This is a genomic window from Thermogutta hypogea, from assembly GCF_055386265.1.
Genome location: NZ_AP042425.1, coordinates 1,963,568 through 1,987,083 on the forward strand (window position 1 = coordinate 1,963,568; position 23,516 = coordinate 1,987,083).

Annotated in this window: 14 protein-coding genes; 7 read left to right on the top strand and 7 right to left on the bottom strand. The window is 60.9% G+C overall.

Features of this window, described 5'->3' with window-relative positions; genetic code table 11:
• Window positions 1-55: 55 nt before the first annotated feature.
• Window positions 56-1,606: a TlpA family protein disulfide reductase gene (locus ACZ5B4_RS07055; RefSeq protein ID WP_464913725.1), complete on the top strand. Its 1,551-nt coding sequence runs from the start codon at window positions 56-58 to the stop codon at window positions 1,604-1,606.
• Between the two features lie 100 nt (window positions 1,607-1,706).
• On the opposite strand, the gene ACZ5B4_RS07060 is transcribed toward ACZ5B4_RS07055, so the two are convergent.
• Window positions 1,707-3,221 carry an outer membrane protein assembly factor BamB family protein gene (locus tag ACZ5B4_RS07060; protein ID WP_464913726.1) on the bottom strand — a complete coding sequence of 505 codons (1,515 nt, stop codon included), beginning with the start codon at window positions 3,219-3,221 and terminating at the stop codon, window positions 1,707-1,709.
• A gap of 442 nt (window positions 3,222-3,663) precedes the next feature.
• Between ACZ5B4_RS07060 and ACZ5B4_RS07065 the strand changes: the two genes are divergently transcribed.
• The gene (locus ACZ5B4_RS07065; protein ID WP_464913727.1) at window positions 3,664-7,575 is read left to right on the top strand and encodes a hypothetical protein; all 3,912 of its coding nucleotides are present in this window, start codon (window positions 3,664-3,666) and stop codon (window positions 7,573-7,575) included.
• A gap of 53 nt (window positions 7,576-7,628) precedes the next feature.
• Window positions 7,629-8,444, top strand: a complete 816-nt coding sequence (locus tag ACZ5B4_RS07070) for a TrmH family RNA methyltransferase (protein ID WP_464913728.1) — start codon at window positions 7,629-7,631, stop codon at window positions 8,442-8,444.
• A gap of 42 nt (window positions 8,445-8,486) precedes the next feature.
• Here the strand turns inward: ACZ5B4_RS07070 and ACZ5B4_RS07075 are convergent, their stop codons facing one another.
• The 4 genes from ACZ5B4_RS07075 to ACZ5B4_RS07090 form a co-directional block, all read right to left on the bottom strand.
• Window positions 8,487-9,500: a DMT family transporter gene (locus ACZ5B4_RS07075; RefSeq protein ID WP_464913729.1), complete on the bottom strand. Its 1,014-nt coding sequence runs from the start codon at window positions 9,498-9,500 to the stop codon at window positions 8,487-8,489.
• A gap of 182 nt (window positions 9,501-9,682) precedes the next feature.
• Window positions 9,683-10,195 (bottom strand): hypothetical protein, encoded by a 513-nt coding sequence (locus ACZ5B4_RS07080; RefSeq protein WP_464913730.1) that lies wholly within the window; start codon window positions 10,193-10,195, stop codon window positions 9,683-9,685.
• A 213-nt stretch (window positions 10,196-10,408) separates the two neighbouring features.
• A complete protein-coding gene (locus ACZ5B4_RS07085) occupies window positions 10,409-11,716 on the bottom strand; it encodes a nickel-dependent putative hexonate epimerase (RefSeq protein WP_464913731.1) in 1,308 nt (435 codons plus the stop codon).
• Between the two features lie 108 nt (window positions 11,717-11,824).
• Window positions 11,825-14,881 (bottom strand): hypothetical protein, encoded by a 3,057-nt coding sequence (locus ACZ5B4_RS07090; protein ID WP_464913732.1) that lies wholly within the window; start codon window positions 14,879-14,881, stop codon window positions 11,825-11,827.
• A 300-nt stretch (window positions 14,882-15,181) separates the two neighbouring features.
• On the opposite strand from ACZ5B4_RS07090, the gene ACZ5B4_RS07095 reads away from it, so the two are divergent.
• Window positions 15,182-15,475: a hypothetical protein gene (locus ACZ5B4_RS07095; RefSeq protein WP_464913733.1), complete on the top strand. Its 294-nt coding sequence runs from the start codon at window positions 15,182-15,184 to the stop codon at window positions 15,473-15,475.
• 77 nt (window positions 15,476-15,552) lie between these two features.
• Here ACZ5B4_RS07095 and ACZ5B4_RS07100 read toward each other — a convergent pair whose 3' ends face one another.
• Window positions 15,553-16,764: a DegT/DnrJ/EryC1/StrS family aminotransferase gene (locus tag ACZ5B4_RS07100; protein WP_464913734.1), complete on the bottom strand. Its 1,212-nt coding sequence runs from the start codon at window positions 16,762-16,764 to the stop codon at window positions 15,553-15,555.
• Between the two features lie 635 nt (window positions 16,765-17,399).
• A complete protein-coding gene (locus ACZ5B4_RS07105; protein ID WP_464913735.1) occupies window positions 17,400-19,193 on the bottom strand; it encodes a TIGR03960 family B12-binding radical SAM protein in 1,794 nt (597 codons plus the stop codon).
• Between the two features lie 393 nt (window positions 19,194-19,586).
• Here ACZ5B4_RS07105 and ACZ5B4_RS07110 point away from each other — a divergent pair, with 393 nt between their 5' ends.
• The 3 genes from ACZ5B4_RS07110 (at window position 19,587) to ACZ5B4_RS07120 (ending at window position 23,435) form a co-directional block, all read left to right on the top strand.
• Window positions 19,587-20,846, top strand: a complete 1,260-nt coding sequence (locus ACZ5B4_RS07110; RefSeq protein ID WP_464913736.1) for a protein-L-isoaspartate(D-aspartate) O-methyltransferase — start codon at window positions 19,587-19,589, stop codon at window positions 20,844-20,846.
• Between the two features lie 335 nt (window positions 20,847-21,181).
• Window positions 21,182-21,928, top strand: coding sequence for a TIGR03000 domain-containing protein (locus ACZ5B4_RS07115; protein ID WP_464913737.1), 747 nt, complete (start codon window positions 21,182-21,184; stop codon window positions 21,926-21,928).
• A gap of 487 nt (window positions 21,929-22,415) precedes the next feature.
• A complete protein-coding gene (locus ACZ5B4_RS07120) occupies window positions 22,416-23,435 on the top strand; it encodes an aspartate-semialdehyde dehydrogenase (RefSeq protein ID WP_464913738.1) in 1,020 nt (339 codons plus the stop codon).
• The last annotated feature ends 81 nt before the right edge of the window (window positions 23,436-23,516 follow it).

Genomic DNA, 23,516 nt, shown 5'->3' on the forward strand with positions numbered 1-23,516 from the left:
CCGCGGTCCCTCTCGGAAATCGGTCGGGGCGTTGCTCCCGAGGGATCGCTCCCGTATGCTTCATCGTGGGCACATCGATTCGCCGGATCACGTTCGGCCCGCCGCGGCAATCCTGTTTGCCGCCGGGCACGGCGAATACCGCTCGCTACGTAGCAGGGCGGCGGCCGTGAGACACGCTGAGTTCATGGCCGCCGACCTCATCGTTATTCCCAGCACCGACACGAAAAAGGAGAGGTGTCCCGTGAAAAAGTTCGTTCTTGCAAGCATCGCAGTCGCTCTCGGCTTGGCGGCGGGGATTTCCGGCCATTATCGTCCGGCTTCGGCAGCCGAACCAGCCGATTCCCCAGAACCGGAGGCCAAGCAACCGGCAGCCCAGGAGCCGATTCAGGTACCCGACGGAGACTTTGCCCAAATCACAGCCTTTCTCGAAAAACTGGCACAGCAACCGGCCCCCGCGAATCCGGAAGCGGCCGCCGAGTTTCGAAAAACTCAGGCCGCGGCGATACGTTCCGGCGCCGAGAAACTGCTTTCTCAGAAATTGTCCGTGGCCCAAGCCGACGAGGCTTTTCAGTGGAAGTTCCGTGGGATTCTCTTCGGCCTGCAATCCGGAGACACGAGCGTGCGGCAGGAGTTGCCCCAACTTGCCGATACCTTGATCGCTCGCGCCTTGGATAACCTCGGTTCCGCCACGGACGATGAGCTGCCCGCGCTCGTGCAATGGGCCGTAATGGCGGTACGGATCGCGGGACCGGCCGCGGTCGAAAAGGCACAAGACTTTTCCGCCAAGCTCCGAGAAAAGCAAAAGGCCGGCCTGTCACTTCAGTTAGAAGCCGTCCTTTTGCCGCTCCTCGCCCGGTCCGATACGCGAGAGGAATTGGCCGGCCGATTGGACAAGTTCTTTGCCGATGCCAAAACGGCTCTCAACAAGGAATCGCCGGAGTTGGAAACCGTTCAGGCCGTGACTTCCCTCCTTGGACAATTGGAAGCCCTGGGATTCGACGAGGCGGCAGGCCGACGTTACAAGGAAATCGGCGAGCTCCTGGTCAAGTCATCCGATGAGCAAATCGCGCGCCTCGGCCGGCGACTCGAAGGAGTGGGACGCCGCTTGAGCCTGGTCGGCAACCAATTGGAATTGGTCGGCAAGACCGTGGATGGCAAGGATTTCGATTGGTCGCAGTACCGAGGCAAGGTGGTCCTTGTGGATTTCTTCGCCACATGGTGCGGACCGTGCCGCGCGGAGATGCCCAACCTCAAGAAGAATTACGAGCTATATCACGACAAAGGATTCGACGTGGTGGCCGTCAGCCTGGATCAAGATCGGCAGGCGCTGGAATCGTATCTCGAGGAGAACAAGCTGCCGTGGGCGGTCTTGCACAATCAAGACCCCGAGGCGAGCGGTCCGGCAAACCCCGCCGACTACTACGGCATCATGGCCATCCCCACCGTGATGCTGGTGGACAAGGACGGCAAGGTCTTGACGTTCGAGGCCCGCGGTTCCATGCTCGGCGAACGCCTATCCGAATTGCTCGGCCCCGCTGAAAAGCCCGACGATTCCGCGACCTCGAAGTCGCCCGCTTCTGCGGCCGTGGAACGCGAAGGAAAGTGATCGCGATCCTTCCTTGTCGACTCACCGACGCCGCCTCACCTCGCAGCCCGAGGTGGGACGCCGGGGGGAAGTAGGGCGGGAGCATTCGCTCTCGAACGCATCAACGGAAGGGATTGTCGATATCTTCACCAGGCGGTGTCGCTTGGGGCGGAGCCGGTGCTTCCGGCGCTACCGGCTTTGTTTGCGGCTGTTCAGGTTTCTCGATTTCCGTCACGACCGGGACGTGGTAAAGCGGTTGCTCTAAATCGATTTCGCGGAAACACTGAATCAAGCCCGACTTATCGGCGAGATAGATTCTGTCCGTTTCGCCGTTGGTGATTTGGAAATCGAACGCCGCGATGTCCAACTGCCCGAGCGGCGATCCGGTTTCCTTGTCGAGATACCACAATCGGCCCAAGGCGTCCCGTGCGTAAACTCGCTTGGCGCTTGCGGCGATGAATTTCGTCGGTCCGCTTAGGCGCCAAAGGGTTTCCCCACTGTCGGCGTTGACTCGGTACATGCCGCCGAAGCGCGTCGTCACGTAAAGCGAATCCTCGATGAGCACGGGCGACTCGGAGATCGGCTCGCCCAGCGATTTGCGCCAAAGCAATTTTCCGTCGCGCTCATTGAGGCAGAAAACGAAGCCGCTCGCGGCGGCAACCCAGAGTTTGCCCGGTATGCCTTTGGACGCATCGCCGAACCTTACGCAAGGAGGCGCGACGATTTCCGCCGCAGCGCGCAGTTGATACACGAGCGAAAATTGATTTGCCGAAAACAGATTGATCTCTCCCACAAACAAGAAGCCTCGATCCGTCGGCCAGGCAACCCTTTCGGAGCCTTGATCGGAGTAGGTGAGTTTCGGCTCGACGTTGATACGGCCGAACGACTGGAGAAACAAACCGCGTTCCTTGGTTTGGGCCAGGCGGAGACTCGCCCCCGTCAGCCCGGCGGCCGCGGCGGAAGCAACGGATTCGGCGGCCACTTGCGCATCATCCGCTTCCGTTGAGCCGCCATCCGCTTGGGGAGTTGCGGTCGGCGGCGCACCACCGGTCGCGGCTGCGGGTTGTGTGGACGATTCGGAGGCGCCTGCCGCCGCTGCCACGGTCCTCCAAGCATAGGCCCGCATTTGCGGTGTTTCCCATTGGAACGCATAGGACTCCATTTTTCCGCCCACCAATGGAGCGTAGACTCGGCCGGGGCTGATGGCCGGTCCCGCACCCGGCGCACCCTCCAGCGTGTGTTTCCATAGAATCTCGCCCGTGTGCCGATTGAGGACGTAAATTGTGCTGCCGTTAATAACGGCGACGAGATGAATACCGGCCGTCGGTTTCAGACTCAGCAGTCGCGGATCCCCTACGCGAACACGCCATAAAGTCTTTCCCGTCTCGGCATCGATTGCGGTCAATACGGAAAGGCTGGAGAGAGCGAACACAACGCCCCGATCAAGCACAAGATACTCCAACCGACCGGCCCCCGCATCGACGCTTGCGACGTTGAACCAGGGCGTCGTCAGGCCGTGCGGCTGGAGCCGCGGCTGCGGAATCAAATCCGCGGCGACTGCCGTCCGAGGAACCTGCTCGCCCAATGCAATGACAGCCGCAATCAGCATGAACCAGCGGAGCCGAAGAGTTGTCATCGAATCCTCGCACCTTATGCACAACGGTTGATGATCCGGACGCAAACATCGCCGCCCGGCATGATTTCCGGCCGGATCAAACACGTGACGATCACCGTCATCCTACCATCATGATAATTGAGAATCGCGGCGACTAGAAACTTTTTTCTCGTTTCTCGCCCGCCGATTGATTTTTGGTACACTAACGGACATCCCACGTTTTCGCGGACGAAATTTGATCGTGTCCACCGAGCCACGGCAGCGCCAAGTGCCCTGACCGCGAAGGAAAACCGAACTCAACACCGCATCGTGCCTCAAAGGATCGCCAGAGTCGAAGCTTATGACCCCAGACCGGGCCTCACCCCCTAGAATAGAGAACCATGAACTCCCTCGTGCAGAGGAAGTTGTGCTGGGCTACCTGAACTTTTCGGATGGAACGCGAGACCCGCGATTTTTCGCCGCCATGAACCGACTATTTGCCGACATATTCGGCGAAAGCGGCCCCCCCGCCGCCGGGCCGGGTGAACCGGACGCCGGCGTCGCACCTTGGTCCCCCATCGTCGAACGCTTGCAAGACGCCACTATGGTTCTCCAGTCCCGCGGAGGCGCCTTTTCCAATTTGGAGCGTGCTCAGACCGTGCTGACCATGGTCTTCGAGGGGCTCATCCCGGCTTACCTCGACTTTCACAGGGACCTCTTGGGGTTGGGACACGCGACCTCCCTGTGCAGTCCTTTCCTCCTGGCCCGATTCTGTGAAGCGGTTCTCCAAGCTCGCGCCGAAAACGAAGAGGCCTCGCAACCCGTCACGATCCGTGCGGCGCTGTCGAAGGTTAACGACTACGTAGGATACCGCCCCACGGCGGTCCTCGAGGGTAATCGAGCAACGCAACCCTACGCCCACGAATTCGTCTGCCCCATCCCGCTGTATGTGCAAGGGGCGGGCACGGCTTGCGGTCGCTATCGTGCCCTCATGGAACGTGCGGTACGAATCCTTACCACGATCGACGAGTCGCTTCGAGAACAATTCCACTTTCAGATCGAGAATCTCGAGGAAATCGCGCTCGATCCGCGGGGATTGGACCAAGAACACCCCGCGGCTTACCGTCCCAACTACCAGTTCGGTCTGTGGGATCCGCACAGTCTGAACGGGCGAGGCTGTTACCGACGGCTCATTCTGCACGATCTACCCTTGGAAATCGCACTAAGATGGGCCACGCGTGCCGACCCGCCCGAAGGTACCGATCCCTGGTTCGAAGCCGCCGCCGTGGTCGCCGGCACGATGTTGATGGGCGCAGCCGTTTGGGGACCGTACCCGGGAGCGTTGATGTCAACGACCAATATTTCCGACCTGCTCGGACGGATCGCCAAGGCACGTGATAACTTCTACCTTTGGCTCGCTTCATCCCACAGGGAAACGCACGAATCGAATTCAGCAAACGCACACGTGACGCGAGGGCGCCCCTTCGAAGCCGTCCGGCAGTTCCTGAATACCACCTTGGCGGAATACCGGTCGTCACAAGTCCACGCCTCGAGCGTGGCTCGCATCATGGCCCAATTGGGGGCCGTTGAAGCAGCCAAGACCGCCGCCGCCCGGCTGCGGTCCTCCACAGCGGGTCTTCGCGTCGGCATCATCATACGGTTGGGATCCGCGGAATCGCTGTTGCGGCAAAAGCAGCTGCGTGATTGCTTGACCGAATTGAACGAATCCGTGCGCATGATCCGTTCCGCCGTGGAATGCGGGGCGTTGGGCGATCCGTGGAACGTCTTGGGCATGGGCGGCCATTTCCCCATATTCGAGTGGAGCTTGGAAGGCCCCATCGACCCGCGTCTGACTCTACTGATCTATCTGATGGATAAGCTCTTTCAGCTCTTCGCTTCCTTACGGCGTCACGCCGCCGCGGCGGACGACGGCGAAATTGAAGAGGCGGCAAAGCGGCGGATGGGAGAGCTGGCCGAATGGTGGGACCAATTCGCCACGGCCGAAGTCTCCGACCTCAACGGTTTTCGCGGGCAAGACGTCTGCGACGCCGCCCAACAGGTCGCCGACGTGATCCATACGTGGCGCGGAGAACGCAAGGCCGCCGGTGACACGGCCTTTTGGAGACGCCATGTTTCCCGTATCCGATCCGCCGACAGCCTGGCCCTATTGGTCGACACCCTGCTCGATCAAGACGACCGCGAGGCGGCCATGGCGTTGTTGGTGTATTGGATCACCCGCGCCAATGACCTGGGATTGCAAGGGACCCTAAACTCCTTCCCCACGCTGGCGTACCGTTGGTTCCGGCCGCTATGGCGGGCGGACGAACCCGCCGTGGGAGATCGGCGAAAACGCTGGATGGAAGTCCGCAAGTTTCTCGATTACCTCGAAGCCAATGCCGACACGTTGTGGGAAGTCCCTTCGCTGGGAGAGTTGCTGGGGACGACCGCCCCCGGCCGGCCGGACAACTCCGCCGCGGCCGAACCGCAGCACGAAGATTCGCCGTGGCAAGCGGCTTACGAGGGAGTCGTCTTCCGCGACAGCGCCGATGACGGGGTGGAAGGTATTTTGGAGGATACGAGCGAGCCGCTGGAAAACTTTGAGCTGAGTCGCGTGTCCGACGAACTTCGCAATCGCATCGGGTTTCTCCTTACCGTCCTGATCTTGCGGCAATTGGCGGCGGCGGCTTTCCGCGGCCTGCAATACGAAGACTCCGAGGTCAGCGAAGTCCTCATTGCGTGGCACCGCCACGTCTTCCGCATCGAGGAGTCGCTGCTCCGCCTGGCGGAAGAGTTGCGACGTTATCCCTTGGGAGAACCGGGAACTTCCCCCCAACGCCTCGCGGAATACGACAATCGACGCAAGCTCCGCGACGCGCTCGCGGAGCGAGTGGCATTGGCCGCGCTCCAGGCCGGCGATACGCGTCGATTTCTGGCCGCTACCTTGCCGGAATCTTTGTGCCCAAGCGACGCCTGTCGCCGGGAAATCGACTGGGTATGGGAAGAGGACTTCGTCGCGCTGCTGCGGACCCTCCTTCACAATCAACTGGAATCCCTGGAGGCGGCTTGGACCGACTTCGTGATCGGAGTCCGGCAAAGCGAACCGCTATACACCCCGGTTTGGCGCGGCGGCCGCCCCCGGCAGTATGCCGGCCGAAAATCGCTCTACCGGTGCCTGGCGACGGCCACCGCGATGGTCCTACGTCGCGGCTTGGTGGCTCCCGCTCTGAACGCTTTGAGCTTGCTCCGCGAGGCCGAGAAGCAAAGCGCCGGCCAGGGCGGCCAGGTGTCCGAGATGGAGCTGGTCATCCGCACGCTCTGCGAGAGCGTCGCCCAAGCTCTTCTCACCGCCGGGCGCGACGGGACCGTGGACGAAAACGTGGGCGGCACGCGAAGAGCCGGTCTCTTCCAATCGCTCTGGTGGGCCGCCTCGCGCTTGCAACGAGCCTGGCCCGAACTCACGGCCGAAATCTACATCTCGATCGTGGAAACCGTCGGTTCTTCGCGAGAGTGGGAACATATCACCCGGTTCATTCGAACGTACGGCGGAGAAATCTTTACTCAAGAATTTTTGGATTACGACCATTTGCGAGGAATCGCCTTGACGGGAGCCGATCGCTTCCTGCGAGAATTGGATCGAACCGGAGATCGGCCCGAGTGGCGATTGCTACGCGATATCCGCAAGGGTTCCATCTCGCTCGCACAGGCGGCCAAGAATCTGCAATTCATCGCCGAAATCATCCTGGAGAACTACGCCGAATACGTGGACTACAATAGTCTCACCACGCAGTCGGACTACGGCGAGAACCTTCATTGCCTCCTGGACTTCCTTGCCTTGAAGGAACGATTCACACGCATGGAGTGGAACCTGACGCCGTACATGGTCTTTTACGATCAACTCCTGCAAAAGGGTTTATGGTCGCTCGCCGACCGTTGGGAAAAAGACCTGGTGGAAGAGACGGCGCCGGCAATCTCCGAACTGCAAGAGGCCTATTCCCAACTCTCGCGGCACCACGGCATCCACCTTCCCGTCTTGGAAGAAACGCTCCGGGACGGCTTTCGCGGCATTCTCTTGCGGCGTCGCATGGCGGCCTTGGCTCGGAAGGCCGTTCATCTCCAGGAAGCCGCCCGGCGAGACGAAGTGCTCAAAGAGCTGTGGGAGGCCGTCGAGGAATACGGCGTCCGTCATGTCGTGATGGGAGCATCGGCGCCGTCGTGGCTGTTAGAGCTTGAGGAACACCTGAATCGCGCGTCTCATTTCGGCGACGAGATCGAAGGCGGGTGGCTGCAATTGCTGGAAGAAAACGGGGCCGGCGCACGTCACGTCCTCTCCGCCGAGGAGATTCTGGCAGGACTGGACGCTTGGGAGATCGGCAAGCGCCGTCCGAGTCGCCGGTGAAGGGCGTTTGCGGATTCATTCCAAGTCCCGGCTTCGCTTGGGAGACTGATTGCGTGGCAGCGCACGATCGGATCACGAGTCTTCGCAATCCGACGATCAAGGCCGCGCGAGCATTGCGCGACGGAAGAAAGCGGATAAAATCCGGCCGGATGATCGTCCACGGTCTGCGGGAAATCTCCCGCGCGGTCGCCGCCGGCATCCGATTCGAGCACGTATTTTTTTGCCCGCCGCTGATGAGCGAGGCGGGCCGACGCCTGCTTGAAGAATTGGAGGCCAGGGGTGACCCGCTGATCGAAGTGTCGCAACCGGTCATCGAAGGCTTGGCGTTCGGAGATCGCATGGAGGCCGTCGTGGCGGTGGCCGAAACGCCGCGTCGTGAACTAAAAGATTTCCGACTCGCCCGGCCGGACGAACCTCCGCTGATCGCCGTCGTCGAAGGCGCCGAAAAGCCGGGCAACCTGGGGGCGGTCATCCGTTCCGCGGACGGGGCAGGGGTGGGAGGGGTGATCGTCGCCGACCCGCGGACCGATCTTTTCAACCCCAACGTCATTCGAGCCAGCCTCGGAACCGTCTTCGCAATGCCGACCGCCGTGGCTTCTTCCGAGGAGGTTTTCCAGTGGCTCCGCGATCGCGGCATGGTCGCCTATGCCGCCCGGGTGGACGCCGAAAAGGAGTATTGGCAAGCCGACTTCACCGCACCCTGCGCCATCGTCTTGGGCAACGAAGCGCAGGGTTTGACGCGCCGTTGGTCCGGACCGGGGGTTCAATCCGTGCGGCTACCCATGCTGGGCTTGGCCGACAGTCTGAACGTCTCCGCCACCGCCGCCATCTTGCTCTACGAGGCCCGCCGCCAAAGGAGTCGGGCCTAGGGCAGTTCGCCGCCTCGCTCGCGGAGATTCCCCGGAAGCGGATCAGCCGCGATCCGTACAAAAGAGGGCGGCCAAAGTCAGAGCGAATCCCATCAAAACCGGTGCGTTTACGTTTTCCTGGAATAGGATCCAACCCGCCAGCGCCGCCAAAGCCACTTGGGAGGCCGTCAGAATGTTGGCTCTCGCCACCGGCGTCCATTGCAGCCCTTTGGTCAGCGCCAAAAACCCCAGCAAATTCAGGAATCCGGAAACCCCCATCCAAAAGAGATGCTCAGCGGGAGTGGCGGCCAGCCGCGCGATGCCGAACCGTGCCCAGCTCAAAACACCGAGCAAAACCATGCCGCACCCCGTCACGACCAGCACCACGACCCACACCGAGGTATCGCGTCTTGCGACGTGTCGGATGGCGATGGTCAGCAGACCGTAGGTGACTCCCGCCAAGCACGCCACCAGGATGGCGACGATCACCATCCCGGCGGGAGTGTGGATTCCCTCCAGACCGCCTCCGGCGCCGGCTCGCAAACACACGATCCCGGCGATCAGCAATCCGATGCCCAACATGACCCGCCAAGTAAGCGATTCCTTGAGAAAGAACGTTCCCAGCAGCGCCGCGCTGATCAAGCTGACCGCCAAGGCCACCGGCAACGCAATGGCCAGCCCCACGATTCCCATCGCCCAAAGCAGGCCGACATTACCGATCAATTGGACCGCGGCTCCGGCCGCCAGCAGGATCCCGAGACTTCGGCGTGAAGGGAGACTCGCCCGACCCCGCAGATACTGGAAAAGCAGCAACGGCCCCACGACCAGAACAGTCACCGTCTCCTTGACGCAGATCGTCCACATCGGATCGGTGGCGCGACTCGGATCCGCCAGCATCCGCAGGGCAACGTTCGCCCCCGCGTAAAAAAACGCCGCGGAAAGGCAGAGCACCGTGCCGAAGATTGCGGCGGAAGGCACATCGTCCGCCGAAGTTTCCCGCCGGTTGAGCCGTTCCGGCGAATGACCCGGCTCCGTCACCGGCTCCGTCAACAGGGGCGTCTCAGAGAAAGGTTCCATACCGGCGTCGGATAGTCGGCAAGCGGACCGCGAGAATCGTGCGGAGCAAAACAGGGTTGCGACGCGCGCCCCGCACGTCGGTTCCGTTTCACGATACCCGATGCGTCACGGCTTGGGTAGGATGGGTCGCGACGCCGACTCCGCGCACAACTTCCTTTAGCAAAACGGCCGCCGGCGATCGCCTACGGCTCACTCGGTCGCTCATCCGCCGCGCCGGTGAATTCCGCTATCGATAGATCGGTAATCCGAACCTCCCGTAGCGCCTCATGTCCCAGAAGGCGGTTCACCCGCGTAGCGACCTTCTTTCCGAGGTAATCCACATTCCGTCGTTCCGCGGCCGCGCTCAATCGCACCGTCACCAAAAGCTCATCCTGAATAGTGTGCCCGAATCGGCTCATAAAGGAGTCGAACTGCTGTTCGTCCGGAAAGACGGTAACCGCCTCCATCTTGAATTGAACCGCGGTGCTGACCCGAGTTACCGGATCGTAATCCATCAATTTGATGGTGCCGAAATCAGCGATCCCGTTTCCCTTCCAAACCGCCGGCGAGCCTGTCCCGGAGGATCTTCCCAAGGAGATCCTCCCATTCAGCCGCTCCAACCAGCGATTCCAGTGCCGTTCTCCGCTGAAAGAGGCCAACGCACCGATCAAGAAGCACGGCAAGAGCGCGACTGCCACCAACAGCCCCTGGAACAAGTTCGCTGCGACTCCGCTATTTGCTAACCCACGTCGCCGGGAGCGACCCGAGCGATCCGCGTTGTGCGAAGTCCGGTCATTGGAAATTGGAAAAAGCTTCGGCATCGAGCGAATGAAATGCTGTGAGGATAAGTCTGCAAAAGGATCGGCGCAGTCCGCCTCCCTAAAGCAAGTGTACTACACATCTCGCCCGCTGATACCTAATTTCCGCTCTCAGCACTCGTAGCCCGCAGGACGCTCGTACAGCTTTTTCCTTGTACTCCAGAGCCCGGCCGACGGCGTGGGAATGAAGTAAACCTCCTCACCAGTCGGAGTCGTGTTCCACCCCTCTTTCATACGATCCGGCGGGTATCTACGGAGGGTTTCCGCTAGGTCGGCATAACCGAAGTTGACACCCTCGATTTCTTCCCGGGTGAGGTGCCCGGGGGCGTACGTAATCCGGAAACGTCCTTCCGACGACCCGTGAATCAGATGGGCGGCGGCGTGCGCCAGGTCCTGCAAGTCGGAGTTCCTGCGGTAAAGTTCCATCACGCGAGCGGTGCCGACGTAGCCATACTTGCGGATCAGGCGATCGACCTCTTCCTGCTCGCCGAATCGCTTCAGACCGGGCGCGATGATCACCAATTCGCCCCCGTCCGCCATGACCATCCTGGTACGATAGACGGCCTTGTTCGCCACCCAGGTGCTGACAAACTCGTCCTCCTGCATCACGCACACCACCTTGGGAATCGGTTCCTCGAAAACCTTGATGTTCTGCTCGCGGGATTGCCGTGCCGCCGACGTGTACGTTTCCAAGTCGTCGCCGACGTAAATCCCCGTATGAACCAGCCGGTCCTCGGCATTGCGAGCCATGACGATTTGGATGTAGAAATCGGGCAGGCCGCCCAAGCAGTCTTGCTCCGCTTTGTTATAACAAGCACGAATCGGCGTCGTGAGCGTGCCCAAGTTGTTCTCAATGCCGCAGCAAGCCGCCGCGATGTGCGACGCGCAGATCGTCGATTTGCCGGCCAAGCCGATGAAATAGTTCTTGTTGTGGTTGGCAAAACCCAGCACCTCGTGCGGTACCACGTGCCCCACGTTGATAATCAGATCCCACGGCTCCTGCATGAGCATCGTGTTCAATTCGATGGGTATGGCCCAATCCGCCGCCCCGTGGGTGGCCTCCCGTACAAAATCGGCCGGAATCTCACCAACCGGGACCACGGTATCGATCCAATGATGGGCGTGGATCCGCTCGTTCGGAATGGAACCGAACATGAGGCGATTCTGCTCGGGCGTGTGCGGTTCGTGCTGGCCGAGCGTGGGGATCACGTGAACATCGCAATCCTTGTGTAGAATCTCGTAAAGAATCTCCGTCATTCGGCCGGCACCGGAGTGCATCCGCGTGATGTCCGGCGGCAACAACAACACCCTTTTGGGATGGGGACAGATTCGCGATTTAGCCTCGCTGACCGCCTGTTCCATCAACTCGCGAATTCGATTCGGCGCAATCTCTTCACTGCGTTCAAAAAACCACGGCATGTTTTCGGCCTTCTCGTCTCGTCATCCACGGCTCACCGGTGCGCATCCCAAACCGCCGCCGCTCCCTGCTTCTTACCGCTGGGAATTTCGGCGGTTCTTATCACTTCATTATTGCCGTGCTTCGTCGGTACGGGGAGACGCCGCCTCCCGGAAAAAAGACGCAGGCTTGCGAAAAAGAGCCGGCTGAATCCTCCCCGTCGCAGCGAACACGATCAACAGCCCTGCGGCGGTGAGGCAACCGTAAATCCAGTTCCCGGCGTAGCCCACGACCACTTCGCGTGTTCCGGGAGCAATCCGCACTACCAATCGCCCATATCCATCAGCGGACGGCTGAGCCGGGCGTCCGTCGAGCCATACCCTGGAGCGCGGCCGACGCAAATAATTGACGGTCACCTCACCGCCTTGAGTTAAGGCCGCGGTATCAACCACGACTCTGGTCTCCTCGACTCGCATGGGAAGAGCGACGGCCGTCCCCGTCCGCCCTCCCGGCAAACGTGCCTCAATACCGCCGCCCGATTGCGACGCGGCCCCTTCGGCAGTCCCAAAAGCGCGCGGCGCGGCATCCGCAAGGGCGAAGACCGCGACGGAATCATTATGAAAAATCGGTTCGATGCTGCGACACAATTCTTGAATGCGAGCATCTCGATACAGGGTTTCGCTCTCCGCCTGCCCGGCGTCCCGCGCGCCGCTAAGACAAGGCTCTACCGCACAGCGATGAAGGACGAGATGGGTCACGCCGTACGCACGCAAGGCTGCCCGCGGATCGCGGCGGACTTCCGCTTCCACTGCTCGATTCTCCGGGGTTTGTCGCACGAACTCGCCGTAGCCGTCGATCGATTCCAGGCGATAAACGAGCGGGAAGTTCAGCCCCAGCCCCCACACGAAACGAGGAGCCGGCGAACGGAAAGGGGTGACGGGCATAATCCGGGCGGGCACCTCGCCCGGCCGTAGAATCTCCGCCATCGACGGTGGTAGGTCAACATACGTTCTATCCCCGAATGCGTAGAACGTGCTGTCCGCTTGGATGATATGCCAAGTTATCAACAATGAGGATGCTGCAAAAAGCCCGATGGCGCGGCGATTCGTAGCCGAAGGGCGGGAAAGGGCCCCCGACGTCTGAAGATCATGTGCCTGCCGGTCGGCGCCGTCGTTACCGCGGGCGAACGAAGCCGCGCCGACTGCTGGGCGATAAGGTCCGGCCGCCTGCCGGAAGAATAGGTGGTGCAAGACCCGTGCCCCGACGAATATCGTCGCCAAATGGACAAAGGGCAAATACTTGAAGGGGTGATACACTGCACCGAGGACCGGCATACGAGACTGAAGCCACCAAAGCCCGCCTTCGTTCCCCATGGCCAACCACAGGGCCATCAGCGCCACCGGAGTCCACGGGTCTGCGAACCATCTTCGACGGACTCTTGGCAAGCCCATCGCCGCCGCGCTTGACAGCAACCAAGCGACTGCGAACAGTGTGCCTGCATAGTAGAAATGCCCGGCATGTCTGTTAGCCGGATCGGCCCAGTCGCTCGGACTCCGGCACTCGGCTAGAGGGTAGGGGAGGAAGATCGCACCCACTGCGTCCTGAATGCCGTGATCAGGCCCGGACGGTCGCTGAACCGAGCGGACGGCGAAGAATTGGGGAATCAATAGGGGAGCGGCCATCGCCAGGCCCAAAACGGTACCCCGGACCAGTCGGAAAACCGCAGCGCGGCCTAATCGGCGACGATAACCGGCCCAAAGTACCCACAAAGCGAATAATTGGGCCGCATACAGCCACATCTGGGCGTTTCCGGCGTGGAAGAAGAACCCCCAAACGACGCCCCATCGCCAAATCCATGTCCGGTCGACCGACTTTGTCCGCCGGAAATCTTGCCCCTCCTCAACCAGCGCATGCAACATCCCGGCAATCATTGGGAGATAGGCGAAGACGGGCGTCATGTAGTACCACGAGCGACCGGCAATCAGAGCGAAGCCGCAAAGCGCCCACGACATCCCCGCCGCGGCAGCCACGGAAGGATGAAGCCCGTTTCGCCTCAAGACACGGAAGCACGCCCCGTAGCCGCACACCAGATGTCCCCAGCAAAACACATCGACGGTCCATGAGGGATCACCGATGAGGAGATCGGCAAGGGCGTAGGAAATCCAGGTCGGTGGATAAGTCGCCGCAAACACGCCCAGTTCGGCAACGGGCATACCAAGGAAGACGCGCGGCGTCCACTCGGGGAATCGGCCTGCCGCCAACGCTCGCCCGACCGCGTCGATGGCGGGGAAGAATATGGAAAAATTGTCGTCGCGCAAGAAGTATCGCGGTTCCCGCCGTTCAAGGTAGATTGCCGCCGCAATCACCAAGCCCAATCCCGCCAGGAAAAAGATTCCGCCGCGACTATTCGCGCAATCGATCCGCGTTCCAAAACGAAGGCTCGGGCGAAAGCTCTCGCCGAGACCGATCAGGAGCCGTCGTCCCCACTGCGTGTTTCGGCGGTGCAACCAGGCGAAAAAAGCGGCCGCTCCGAACCAAATCGCGGTGACCCAAGTAAATGGATGGGTCAGCCATTCTTGCAGCCACCAACCCATAAAGTGCAGGTCGCCGGGGTAATTCAGCAGACCGTCGAACCACGGCAACAACGAGCGGGGCGGCTCAAAAAGCGTGCCCACTCGAACGATTTCGGCAGCAGGGAGGGACGACGAGCGGGCGTGGTCTTGCCCCGGCCCGGATAATTCCCGCAGTCGTCCCATCGGCATCGGACGCGTCGTACCGCCGATTTGCACCCACCCATCCTGGAAAAAGGGGAGCGACGCCTCCGTGATCTCGATCCGGAAATCCCGTGCCCAACGCTCAGATATGCTCCACCGAAACTCGCGCCGCACAGGCGGGGATTTCCACCACTCCGCCTGGGCGTCGCCGCGGCTTACGATCTGTGTCCCGCGTTCGGGCAATATCTCCGCGGAAAACCCGCTGCGGTACACTTGTATCAGGCGAACCGTCGGGAGCGGTACCTCGCGGTCGAAAGCCAAAGCGATTTCGACGTCTTGCGCGGCACCACCCTTCGCCCCTTGGAAGGCCGTGACACCGCCGATCCAAAGGAACAAGACGATCGCAACACCCAGGGCGGGCACCGGCAAGAGCGGTCGCAGACTTGACGTGGCCGTGTCTCGTTGGTGAGTCATACTGACCGAATCCACACCACGGAGTACCCGGTTTTCTCCAAGAATCTATCCGCGTAGACGTGCCGGGGTACGGCTTTCCGACGAGATCGACCAGCCTCTCACGCTAACTTCCACGATTCTCGGGGAACCGCCGGATGCCGGGAGATATGGGCCTGTGGAGATACACCTGCCGTCCCGATTGATTTACAATAGCGAATGCGGAGCATCGATCCAACAATCAGACAACCGGCTGTCCAACCCTACGGGGCCGGTAACTCCAAGAGATCTATCATGGGACCTTGGTCCCACGCGAGGCCGACCATGGAAAGCATCATTCTCGCCGACGTGGCGTCTCTCCTGATTTACGCCCAGGAGTCGGCGGGCAGTTCCGGTTCCGCTTGGGCGCCCGGGTACCTGGTGGCGATCCTGACGGTGCTCCTGGCTCTTATGGTGGCCTTGGCCCCCAGCCGGCGCCGTAGTGCCCCGCGGAATCTGGAGTTCGAAGGCACGACCTGGGGGAAGGTCCTCACCGAAGAAGGACAGAAGAAGGAAACGGCGCAGACCCCGCCCGGCGTCTTCAACCCCGCTCAGGCAGCCAAACAGGCACGCAAGTAAGGCACATTCATCCCTGCGATGAGCGTGCGAATCCCCCTTCGCTGGGGCATCGAACGTCGGCCGGATGCAAGACGCGCTCAGTCCGGCAATGGAGCCGAGACGCGATTGGCCGACCGGCTCAAAAAGACAGGCGCCGCAACTTGATTCCGCGAGGGGGCCGAGTGGTAGAATTCCGCGATCCTCGCCACGACCACATATTGCTCATCCACCGTCAATCCCGGGAACAGCGGCAAGGCAAGCACTTCCCTGGCCGCGGCGAACGTCTCGGGGAGATCGGTAGGCGCATACCCCAGGTGGCGGAAGCACTCCTGCTCGTGAAGGCCGAGCGGATAATAGATTTCGGAGCCGATTTTCCGCTCCGAGAGGTGCCGACGTAACGCGTCGCGGCGGCCGTCGCGAACCCGAATGACGAATTGATTCCAGACGTGCCTTCCCTGCGGCGAGGCGACCGGCAACCCGATCACGCCATCCAGCCCGAACTCCCGAAAGAGCTCGTGGTAGATATCTGCCTGCCGGGATCGCTCGGCCGTCCAACTCTCCAGCAGCTCAAACTTGATGTTCAGTACCGCTGCCTGAAAGGCATCCATACGGCCGTTGATGCCGATATGGGAATGATAATATCGCGGATGCATGCCATGAACACGCAGGAGCCGCAGCCTCTCCGCGGTCTCCGTCGCAGAGGCGGTGAGCATACCCGCGTCTCCCATGGCGCCGAGGTTCTTCGTGGGATAGAAGCTGAAACAGCCGATACAACCCATGCTGCCCACGCGGCGACCTTGATACTCCGCGCCGATCGCTTGAGCGGCGTCCTCCACCACGGCGATTTTGAAACGTTCCGCCAACGCCAGGATCGGCCCCATGTCCGCCGCTTGTCCGAAGAGGTGCACCGGCAAAATGACCTTGGTCGTTTGATGGATCAACCTCGCGACATCCAGCGGAGCAATATTGTACGTCTTGGGGTCGATATCCGCGAAGACCGGCGTTGCACCCAGTCGTGTGACGGCGCTGGCGGTGGCGAAAAAGGTGAAACTGGGAACGATCACCTCATCCCCGGGACCGACTCCCAAGGCCATCAACGCCAGCAGCAGGGCTTCGCTTCCGGAAGAGCATGCGATGGCGTGCGGAACTTGGCAATGCTCGGCCAGCGTCTTTTCCAGTCGCTCGACTTCCGGTCCTAAGACGAATGCCCCGGAATCACAGACGTCCGCCAATGCGGCCACGATGCGATCTCGCATCGGCGTATGACTGCGCTTGAGATCGAGGAAAGGCACCGGACGCTCGAGATTCACGGAGCCGGTTCGAGGCAGGGAAGAATGCTGCGGGCAAGATGAGTGATTCATAGCGGAAGCGTCCATGCTGAAATCGCCGAGGGCCGTCCAAAACCGTGCATCCCATCGCGGCGGACCGGATCACCGGCACCACGAGGAAACGCTTGAAAACTAAGGTCCGGCGAGAAAACCGTCAAGACCAACTCACGTCCCGCTGACGGCTACGGGAAACGGAAGGGGATGAGCAGAAGGGCGACCGCCGAAAAAAAAGGGGGTTCCGACGAGCCACCTCCGCAGTGGCTTGGTCACGTGGCAAGGGCAAGGAAACCACGCGCCCAACGCTCCGCCGGAAACCCCACGGGCCAGCCTTCTTCAGACTGAGAAATTTAAGAGCAAATACTGTTCCGCAGAGAATTCTCCCTCGAGCCTAAACCGCAAAATATTATTGGAATGAATGTTATGGCATTCTTTCCGAATTATGCCAAGTCCGGCGGCCGCCGGACCGGAAAAACCGCTGTATCGAGCCGAGACAAGATGAACAAATCGGCTGCAACGGGATTGGCCTAGGGAGACTTTCCAAACGGCCGAAGTGTATTACTATGCTACACCCTTGCGGGTTGCAGCCAAATGCACCAGTGGGTGCAAAGAGGCCGAATCTAATTTCCGTTGAGAAGCGAGACCACCTCAGTCGCCGCTCGTTGTCGCTCTCGATCCAGATAATCGCGCCCTTGGCGGATCCCGATATGATCCCACGGCAAGGATGAGGCGGCATCTCTCTCCTGATGCAAAATCCCCTCGATATCCATTGCCGTTTCCTGAAGGACTCGCCACCACGTTTCGGAATCGAGTTGATCACTCCAGCCGTCGAAGCGACATCCCTGCCGCCAGGCCTGCTCCAAGGCATCGGCCAGGCGATGATCCCCGCGAGCCATGACGCCCTCCAGCAAGCTGGACTCCACGGGGTGGCACTTCACCTGAACGCTTCGCATGCGACTTCGCGTCTTCAAGAAGCGATGCGCGGCCTGGAAGTACTCCCGGGTCTGCATAGGATGCCATTGATAGGGTGTGTGCGGCTTGGGTACGAAGTTCGAAACGGAGGCCGTTACCTCGGCGGGTCTCCCGCGGACCTCCCGACCGATACGCGAGATCTCCTCAGCCAACTCGATGATCCCCGCCAAATCCGCCTCCCTCTCTCCCGGCAACCCGCACATAAAGTACAACTTGACGCGGGAAAACCCCTGCTGGAACGCCCGCCGGCAGCCTTCGAGGAGATCTTCGTTGCGAATCCGTTTGTTGATTTGGCGCCGCATATCGTCCCGGGCGGCCTCCGGAGCCACGGTCAACCCCGAGTGCCGTTCACTCGTCAACAGTTCCGTCAACGTGCGGAGTTGCTCATTGACCCGCAGACTGGGAACCGAAATGGCGACGCCGTACGGCACGAAGGTTTCACGCAGGTTTCGAATCAAGAGATCGAACTGCGGGTAATCGCTGGAAGAGAGCGAGAGCAACGAGATTTCATTCATTCCCGTGTTACGATAGGCCTCCCATGCGGCCTCCACGATGGTCTCGGCTCGGCGGTAACGCAACGGCCGTTTGATGGTCGTGCTCTGGCAAAATCGGCAGCGCCACGGACACCCCCGCATGATCTCGATGGCGATTCGATCTTGCACCACCTCCACGTTCGGCACGATCGGTCGGGTCACAATGGGAAAGCCTTCCAAGTCCGCGAGGACGGCGGGCGAGATTACCTTGGGAACCGCATCATCCCCGGGCACACGGACGGGGAAGCCCTCCAGCGACCACTCGACGCGATAGCACCGCGGTACATAAACAAAGGGAAACTCGCGTGCCAAGGCGTTCAGCCACTCCGCGCGACGTCCTCCTCGTGATCGCAGTTCCAACCACCGCCGACAGACCGCCGGCAAGGCCTCTTCGCCGTCACCGATCACGAACACGTCGATGAATTCGCTCAAAGGCTCGGGATTCTGCGCACACGGCCCACCCGCCATGACCAGCGGGTCGCTCTCCCGGCGATCCCGTGATCGCAGGGGAATGCCGCCCAGATCCAGGATCGTAAGCACATTGGTGTAACACAGCTCGTACTGCAACGAAAAGCCGACCACGTCGAAGGCGTTCAGGGGCGTGAAGCTCTCCAAGGAGTAGAGCGGCAACCCCTCTCGCCGCAAGGCCTCCTCCATGTCTCGCCAGGGAGCAAACACCCGCTCGCAGACCCAATCCGTCAAACGATTCACGGCTTGATACAACACCTGCATGCCGTGGTTGCTCATTCCGATGGCATACGCATCCGGGGAAGCGAAGCAAAGCTTGCCCCGAACATGTCGATGGTCCTTGGTCACCGCATGCAACTCCCCCCCCACGTATTGGCCCGGCGTCTGAACCCTCGGCAGAATACGTCGTACGACGGCCTCCTTGAGCTGCATATTCATCATGAGTGTTACACTTTCCCATTAGGCCAAGCCGGATTTCCCTCTCCGCCGCGGGGCGGTGATGTAGTTCATTATTTACCCGACTCCCCCGCAAGAGAACTCTCTCAATGGCATTACCGCCGGGCAGCGGCCTCGAATCGGAGCCGCGAATCTTGGCCGACGGGCTGCCGTAGCCGCCCCAAGGCGCGCCATCAATCCGCCGTCGCTTCCGACCTCATTCGCGAAAAAAACCGTCGTGTGTAGTAAAATCCAAAGTGTCGGCCGAAAGACGCGAGCTCATGGCCGAGTCGCCTCGCCCCGCGTTCGAAACGGTGATTTCGGGGTTTGAGGATGCGAAGGCATACCGAACTCGTTAACCTTGGATTCCTCCGGGTGTCCGCGCAAGGAGCCGCCGCCATGCCGTCGTCCAAGCCTACGCAACCGTGCGATGGGAAAACCGTGCGGGCCGTCCTACTGCTGGCAACGTTTGCCCTATCCCTCACACCGCCTTTTGCACGAGCGCAAGACGTGTTTACCGCCTTGCGAGAAGAAATGGTGCGCAGGGATCTCATTGATTGCGGGATTCGCAACCCGCGAGTCCTCGAAGCCATGCGTACCGTGCCGCGGCACGAGTTCGTCCCACCGGCCCAGCGCACCTTGGCCTACTATGACATGGCGTTGCCGATCGGCTTCGGACAAACGATTTCGGCCACCTTGATCGTCGCCTACATGACCGAACAGCTCGACCCGCAACCCGACGACAAGGTACTTGAAATCGGAACGGGAAGCGGTTACCAAGCCGCCGTACTAAGCGGATTGGTCCGCGGGGTCTACACCATCGAAATCGTTGAACCGTTGGCGGCCCAAGCAGCCGAAACGATCCGCCGGTTGGGCTACAGGAACGTCTTCGTCAAGGCGGGAGACGGGTTCTTAGGCTGGCCCGAACACGCGCCGTTCGACAAGATCATCGTCACCTGCTCCCCTGAAGACATCCCTCAACCGCTCGTGGAGCAGCTCAAAGAAGGCGGCCGCATGGTGATTCCCTTGGGTGAGCGATACCGCCAGACCCTTTACCTGCTGCGAAAGAGGAACGGTCGCATGGAGCAAGAGGCGCTCCGGCCGACGCTCTTCGTCCCGATGACCGGAGAAGCGGAAACGCGCCGTAAGATTCAGCCTGATCCGCGCGACCCGAAGCTCGTCAACGGAGACTTCGAAGAGGCCGCCAACGAACGTCGCGAGCCGGACGGCTGGTATTATTTCCGGCAGTTCGAATTACGATCCGATAACTCCGCGCCGAGCGGCAAGAATTACGCCCGCTTCAACAACGAAGTGCCGGGAAGGCCGGCGCGTGCCTTGCAAGGATTTCCCCTCGACGGCCGATTCGTTCGGCGGATCCATCTGAGTTTTTGGGTCAAAGGCGAAGGGATCAGGCCGGGCGCCACCCCCCAAGAATCGGCTACCGTCACGATTACGTTCTACGACGCTAATCGGGCTACCGTAGGGGAATGGTCGGTGGGACCGTTGCTAGGTACGTTTCCGTGGCAAAAAAGGACGGCCGTCATCGAAGTCCCCCCCGCCGGTCGAGAAGCCATCCTCGGCATCGGTATGCTCGGCGCCGTCGGCATCGTATCCTTCGATGCGATCGAGATTACGCCGGTCACGCGATCGGGAAGGTAGGATTGTGACGGAACCGAATCGACCGGCCAATATCTCCCGCGCGATCCTCCGATGATTTACACAGATGCCTAGCGGCGCGGTGAAGCCCCGGGACGGAGAGTATCGGGGCTCCCAAGATGCCGGGCCGCAGCAACCAACGGCACCCTCGAAGAACGCTCCATCTTGCACGGCCGAGCCGACTTGCCCGAGCGACCAAACCCCGCAATACGCCCAACCTACTTGATCGGAAAACCTTGGCGAGACTATTGTAGAGGGAAGGATGCGGTTTCGCCCGGCATCGTCCCTCGGTATTGCACCGGGAGAGGGCAAGTCGCCAAACGATAAGGAGAATCCCCATGCCGCGGAAGACGTTGTTGTACTCAGTACTTGCGGGCGCCTTCGTGTCACTGGTATCCGTACACGACGCCCAGGCCTTTTGGCACTGGCGCGTTTGGGACCCCTGTTGTCCGACGTACGTACCTTCTTGGACCGCCTGCGATCCTTGCTGGACTCCCTGCGATCCGTGCTGCGGACCGGCCGTGGGCGGTTGGTATGTGGGAATCCGCCCCGGTCCGATTCGGCGATTGATTCTCGGTCCCTACCGTTGGTATCGGACGCCCTGGATTGGTTGTTGCGATGTTTGCGGTTGGGACGCCTGCGACTGCGAGCCGTCGGGGGTAAGCGTGCCGAGCACGCCGCTGGTCCCGACACCCGCTCCGGCTGACAATCAACCCCTCCAGCCGGCGCCGCGAGCCGAGCCGAATAATCCGATGATGATTCCCGACGCTCCCATGTCGTCGCCGATCAATCCCACCAGCTACGAAGTACCGACGCGGAATGACAGCGGTTTGCTGACGATCTACGTCCCCGCGGACGCCTCGGTTACGATCAACGGCCTCCCGACCAAGAGCGTCGGCACGCGCCGTGAGTACGTTTCGTACGGACTGCAAAGCGGCTTACAGTACCGCTACACGGTCACCGCCGTGATCGAACGCGACGGCAAGGCGTATGAAGAAACCCGCGAAGTGATTCTGACGGCGGGCGACAAGAAAGGCGTCGCTTTCTCCTTCCAATTGCCCACGGAAAACGTGGCCGGGATTTGACGGTGATCAACATGCTGCCGGGTTAGGAATCGCATCATCCAAGCGACGGCGAGATTCCCTCGGCGGAACGGCGGAAAGAATCGAAGCCGTGGGGGCGGCCTGACAACGGGTCGCCCCCCGTGCTTTTTTGCATTGTCCCGTTGGGAAAACTACGTTACGGCAGGATTCTGTCCCCATGTGTCTGGCGGGTTTCGCGCGCGGCTCACAAAGCGGCTGCTGAAACACTGCGTCTCAGGCGTTCTTGCTCTCAGCCGCGAACCCTCCGCCGGGCGCCGTTGTCCAAGCACGGAATGACCGGTACACTGACGGGATTCCGAACCGGCATTACCCTCCCAAAACACGAATCTTTGCCAACTTCCCGCCGGACGGATATTGGGAGGGCTGCGGATCGGAAAACCGGCCTTGGAAAACTTCCGTTCTCGGCTCACCCGTAACCAAACCGCGGGAAAGCTCGATCGTACCCATAGCGCATTTAGGAGTGATGGTAATGTTCAAGTCGCTAGCCGTCGTCGGGGCCACCGGAGCCGTCGGCCGCATCATGTGCCGACTCTTGGAATCAAGTTCGGTAACCTTTGAAGAGTACCGTTTTCTGGCCTCAGCGCGTTCCATTGGACGAACGATCGAATTTCGCGGTCGCAACTATCCGGTCTTGGAGCTAAAACCGGAATCCCTCGAGGGAGTCGACCTGGTCGTCAGCAGTACGCCGGACGACGTGGCCAAGGACTTCATCCCCAAGGCCGTGGAGATGGGCTGCGTGGTCGTGGACGAAAGCGCGGCATGGCGGATGGACCCCAAGGTCCCGTTGGTCATTCCCGAAGTCAACCCGCACGCCGCGTTCCGGCATCAGGGCATCATCGCCAGCCCCAACTGCTCCACCACGCAAATGGTCGTGGCCTTGAAACCGCTGCACGACTTCGGCCGCGTCCGTCGGGTCGTGGTCAGCACCTACCAGGCCGCCAGCGGGGCGGGCGTGGGAGGCACCCACGACTTGATCGAGGGCACCAAGGCTGCACTGGAGGGTCGCTCCTACACCAACACCACCTTTGCTCATCCCTTGGCCTTCAACCTGATCCCGCAGATCGGCTCTCCCAAACAGCAGGGCTACACTTCCGAAGAACTCAAGATGGTCTTCGAGACGCACAAGATATTGGAAGACGATTCGATCCGGATCTGTCCCACTTGCGTACGCGTACCGGTGGCCAATTGTCATAGCGAGTCGATTCTGGTTGAAACCGAAAAGAAGATCACCGTGGAGAAAGCTCGAGAGTTGTTCGCCGCCTTCCCCGGCATGGTCGTGGTGGATGACCTGAATGCCAAACTGTACCCCATGCCCAAGGACTGCTCCGATCGCGACGAGGTCTTTGTCGGCCGCATTCGCGAGGACCTTTCCTCCCCCAACGGCATCGCCTTCTGGTGTGTGAGCGACAATCTCCGAAAAGGAGCGGCGACGAACGCGGTTCAGATCGTCGAGCTTCTGCGGCACGGTGAACCTTCCGGAAAACGATAGCCGAGAAAGGGAAGCGGCAGGGAAGCGAAAGAGCCGAGTAGGGGAGGGCGGCCGATCACGACCGTGCATCGACTTCCCGCT

Bases quoted from the DNA above. Each gene is read 5' to 3' on its own strand.
- ACZ5B4_RS07055 (WP_464913725.1), top strand. From the start codon at position 56: ATGCTTCATCGTGGGCACATCGATTCGCCGGATCACGTTCGGCCCGCC.
- ACZ5B4_RS07060 (WP_464913726.1), bottom strand. From the start codon at position 3,221: ATGACAACTCTTCGGCTCCGCTGGTTCATGCTGATTGCGGCTGTCATT.
- ACZ5B4_RS07065 (WP_464913727.1), top strand. From the start codon at position 3,664: ATGAACCGACTATTTGCCGACATATTCGGCGAAAGCGGCCCCCCCGCC.
- ACZ5B4_RS07075 (WP_464913729.1), bottom strand. From the start codon at position 9,500: ATGGAACCTTTCTCTGAGACGCCCCTGTTGACGGAGCCGGTGACGGAG.
- ACZ5B4_RS07085 (WP_464913731.1), bottom strand. From the start codon at position 11,716: ATGCCGTGGTTTTTTGAACGCAGTGAAGAGATTGCGCCGAATCGAATT.
- ACZ5B4_RS07090 (WP_464913732.1), bottom strand. From the start codon at position 14,881: ATGACTCACCAACGAGACACGGCCACGTCAAGTCTGCGACCGCTCTTG.
- ACZ5B4_RS07095 (WP_464913733.1), top strand. From the start codon at position 15,182: ATGGAAAGCATCATTCTCGCCGACGTGGCGTCTCTCCTGATTTACGCC.
- ACZ5B4_RS07105 (WP_464913735.1), bottom strand. From the start codon at position 19,193: ATGATGAATATGCAGCTCAAGGAGGCCGTCGTACGACGTATTCTGCCG.
- ACZ5B4_RS07110 (WP_464913736.1), top strand. From the start codon at position 19,587: ATGCCGTCGTCCAAGCCTACGCAACCGTGCGATGGGAAAACCGTGCGG.
- ACZ5B4_RS07115 (WP_464913737.1), top strand. From the start codon at position 21,182: ATGCCGCGGAAGACGTTGTTGTACTCAGTACTTGCGGGCGCCTTCGTG.
- ACZ5B4_RS07120 (WP_464913738.1), top strand. From the start codon at position 22,416: ATGTTCAAGTCGCTAGCCGTCGTCGGGGCCACCGGAGCCGTCGGCCGC.